The 2,813-nt window shown below is 45.1% G+C and carries 5 protein-coding genes; 1 reads left to right on the top strand and 4 read right to left on the bottom strand.

Annotated features, from left to right (window positions below; translation table 11 throughout):
* Window positions 1–211 precede the first annotated feature (211 nt).
* Window positions 212–394, top strand: a complete 183-nt coding sequence (locus C1752_RS27865) for a hypothetical protein (RefSeq protein WP_146242481.1) — start codon at window positions 212–214, stop codon at window positions 392–394.
* Window positions 395–425: 31 nt separating this feature from the next.
* Here the strand turns inward: C1752_RS27865 and C1752_RS29620 are convergent, their stop codons facing one another.
* From C1752_RS29620 to C1752_RS28805, 4 genes are all read right to left on the bottom strand, one after another.
* Complete coding sequence (locus tag C1752_RS29620; protein WP_339373463.1) at window positions 426–572, bottom strand: helix-turn-helix domain-containing protein; 147 nt, start codon at window positions 570–572, stop codon at window positions 426–428.
* Between the two features lie 109 nt (window positions 573–681).
* Window positions 682–933, bottom strand: a complete 252-nt coding sequence (locus C1752_RS29615) for a hypothetical protein (RefSeq protein ID WP_233501923.1) — start codon at window positions 931–933, stop codon at window positions 682–684.
* Window positions 934–1,003: 70 nt separating this feature from the next.
* The gene (locus C1752_RS27855; protein ID WP_110989293.1) at window positions 1,004–1,414 is read right to left on the bottom strand and encodes a hypothetical protein; all 411 of its coding nucleotides are present in this window, start codon (window positions 1,412–1,414) and stop codon (window positions 1,004–1,006) included.
* Between the two features lie 954 nt (window positions 1,415–2,368).
* Complete coding sequence (locus C1752_RS28805) at window positions 2,369–2,533, bottom strand: hypothetical protein (RefSeq protein WP_158535253.1); 165 nt, start codon at window positions 2,531–2,533, stop codon at window positions 2,369–2,371.
* Between the last annotated feature and the right edge of the window lie 280 nt (window positions 2,534–2,813).

Raw genomic sequence — 2,813 nt, 5'->3', positions numbered from 1 at the left:
AGACAGTCATGCTCAATCGGGCATGGGATCTCTATTGGGTTGATCGGCAAACTCTGCCTCTCGCTACTAATCCTTAACCCAGACCTTCTAGCCGCTAACAAGGCATATAGGAGCAGTGCCTAATAGCCTCTATATTTAGTTCAATCATATTAACGAGAAACAAGATCCCTCTACCCTTTTCGAGTGGATTTCTGGCTGGTTGATTGAAGCGGTGACGCTCTACACCTTGTTCGAGCCGTTTCTGTCACCAGCACAAAAGCTAGAATATGCCAGCCCCCTGCGCAAGTACTACGAGATTTTTCAGACGCAAGATCCAGATTTCTTTGACCCAGACGTTTACCGAGTGGTGAACTTGCTATGCAGCGCTTATCTGAAGCCAGAGCAACTATCGTAGACTAACTTTGCCACAGTGAAACCTGCTCAGATTAAGCTGAATAAAAACTATGACGCAGTAGACGGTTGCGCTTTGACCAATCAACTAATCTTGCTTGTTCAAGCTCTCCTATCAAGCGGGTGACGGTCACGCGGCTGGTTCCGATCATTTCAGCAATGTCTTGATGGGTAAGTCGGATCGAAAGGCGGCATCCCTCATCATCAGTTCCAAACTTCTCTGTCAGCCACTGGAAAAATCGCTATCACTTGCTCAAGTTCCACGCAGTTATCTCTTTGGAGTCGATGGACTTATACGATACTGAGACATTCAATTTGGTAGGGTTCTACCCCGGCAGGGGGGTGACCGACGATATCACCAGCGCCCCACAGTCCAAGCGCCAAAATCATGCCGTCTTCATGCAAAGTCTGAGCACGAACCAAACCCCCATCAATTTTCCAGAGCAGATTCTGGATCATGGGTAGAAATTCGCGGCGCTTAAACTCACGCAGTATTGGCAGGTCAATCAGATCGTAACCCAGGCCGACGTCATCAAAAAGCAAGCTGACGGCTAAGCTTAGTCACAACTCATTATAGAGACAACAGAAACAATTAAAGACATCAGAGTTTGGATCAATGCCCTTCAAAATAATCGACAATGCAGAATGGACAAGAGCAGGCCCTATCTTTCGGGAATGACTCAATCTGTTCCGGTGAAGGTAATTTGTAGAACCTTCCATTGACAATGTTACGTACGAAAATTTCGGAAGCATGTCCTTTGACGCTTTTATCCAACGGGGAATCGACCCATTCTACGGCAGCTTCACAAACCATTCCTGGCCATTGCCCATAAGCATCGAATGTAATGTAATCGTCACCATTGCTTGTACGGAAATAGGTCTGATCGCCTTCAGGAACAATAGACCCCTGAATCCTCCGACCCGTTGAAGAGTGGTCTTCGATTTTCGCGCTTTGTGTTTCCCTACGAACAATACCGTCTACCTTCAGACGGTTACGGTTGAATAGTTTACTTAGAAGATTCATGACTGTGGAATTCTAACTGCGATAGAAGCATCTAAAGGCATTGTTGCTGGTAGAACGCTTGACTTCATCCCTCTTTAGACTCAGAATTCACTCGATTAGATGATGGAAATCTGTCACCCGTCAGTATCAAGAAAGTTCAATTCGTCAGTTGATGCATAAAGGAAAAGCTTCTGCAGCATCTATAAAATGTAGGCAACCGGTCAGGCAGTTTTAACTTTGCGTTCCCTATCAAAGGCTCAGTGAAAGTAGTTATTCAGCGTTCAAGCAGAGACGTCTCATCCCCATTGCAGCCTTAGCCATAAAAAAGCATTCTGGGTGGAAGAATCCAGAATGCTTCTAACAGTTGGTGTTAAGCCGTCGCAGGAGACTCTTTTTGGAGACTTCACAACTGAGAGAGCATTAAATAGCTCAGTGCAGTTGTTGCTTTCACACACTAATGATAGACAGACTCATTCATAGAGTCAATGCAATCATTTTTACTAAGGACATAGGCAAAAATCTATGTGTAGGCGCTCTGTCAAGCCAAGGCGACGGCTGACAACAAAACCCAATACATGTGCCCAGTAGTCTGTAGCGAATAATCTGAGGACATGCATTGTTGGGGGTTGGCGAGGTTGAGGAAACCTGCCTTATCTATGAAAATACTCAGTCAATCTGAATCTTGGATTAGGTAGCCTGAAGCCAAGATAGGAATACATGCTTTGTTTTATCAAAAAATTTTGTCCCACCTGTCAGATCGGACAGCAAGATGGGAATACTTGGATAGTTCGCAGATTTAAGGACTACTCAAACGCCTTCTAGGGCTTCTATCTCATAGAAGCGATTGAGTCAGAAATCTCTGTGTTCCCCAAATAACTAGACTCCCCTAGCCTCACCGCTGGGGATTTTTATTAGCTTAACGCCTACTTCACCCATCCCCCTGAGTAATTCCACTGATCTTAATAAGCTTCGATCTCAATCCCTAAGCGCTCGATTGATGGCTTGGTTCGCAACCTCCCGAGCCGTCTTGCGAACCTCTGGATTCTGGGGATCTAGCCCTCTACCCTTAAGCTGAGCGAGGGTTGACTCAAATGCTTCTGAGTAGATAGCAGCCAGCTCGTTCGTAGAAAGAGAAACCATAATTAACGTACGAAGTAAATCTTCGGAAAAGCTGCCTATCGTTTCTGGTCGTAATTAGGAGACCACAAAGCCAGAAAGAGCGTAAAGTTGAGATAGCTTACATATAACTCCCCTAAACATACACATATGAGCGATTATTAGCTATCAAATTGTGGTAGTCCTAAATGGGTAAGGATATTCTATCGATAAGGGGATGTATGTTCTCCTATGCTTATGCGAGTGTTGACTCGTCGTCATCCATCGTTTTCCGTGTCTTCTGCTCTACCAGCGTGTCCCAACT

The organism is Acaryochloris thomasi RCC1774 (assembly GCF_003231495.1).
In the GTDB taxonomy this organism is placed as follows: domain Bacteria; phylum Cyanobacteriota; class Cyanobacteriia; order Thermosynechococcales; family Thermosynechococcaceae; genus RCC1774.
This window is presented reverse-complemented; position numbering and strand designations above follow the sequence as displayed.